1 pseudogene is annotated in these 229 nt (G+C 82.1%); it reads left to right on the top strand.

What is annotated here, in order from left to right:
• Positions 1–229 (top strand): annotated as a pseudogene (locus KVS67_RS13785) (M13 family metallopeptidase); the annotation flags it as partial.

Raw genomic sequence — 229 nt, 5'->3', positions numbered from 1 at the left:
GGGGCGAGGCCCCCGCGCTGGGCGGCCGGGTGGTGGAGCTGGAGACGCGCACCGCCGCCCCGCACTGGGCCCTGGCCCGCGGCCGGGCCGCCGTGGCCCGCTACCACCCCATGACCCACGACCGGCTGACGGAGCTCTTCCCCCTGGCCGACGCGTCGCTCGCGGGCGTGGGCGCCGCCGGCGAGCGCGCCGCGGGGGTCGAGGTGTGGCAGCCGGCCCTCCTCTCCGG

The organism is Micrococcus sp. GbtcB5 (genome assembly GCF_019091605.1).
Classification (GTDB): Bacteria; Actinomycetota; Actinomycetes; order Actinomycetales; family Micrococcaceae; genus Micrococcus; species Micrococcus luteus.
This window is presented reverse-complemented; position numbering and strand designations above follow the sequence as displayed.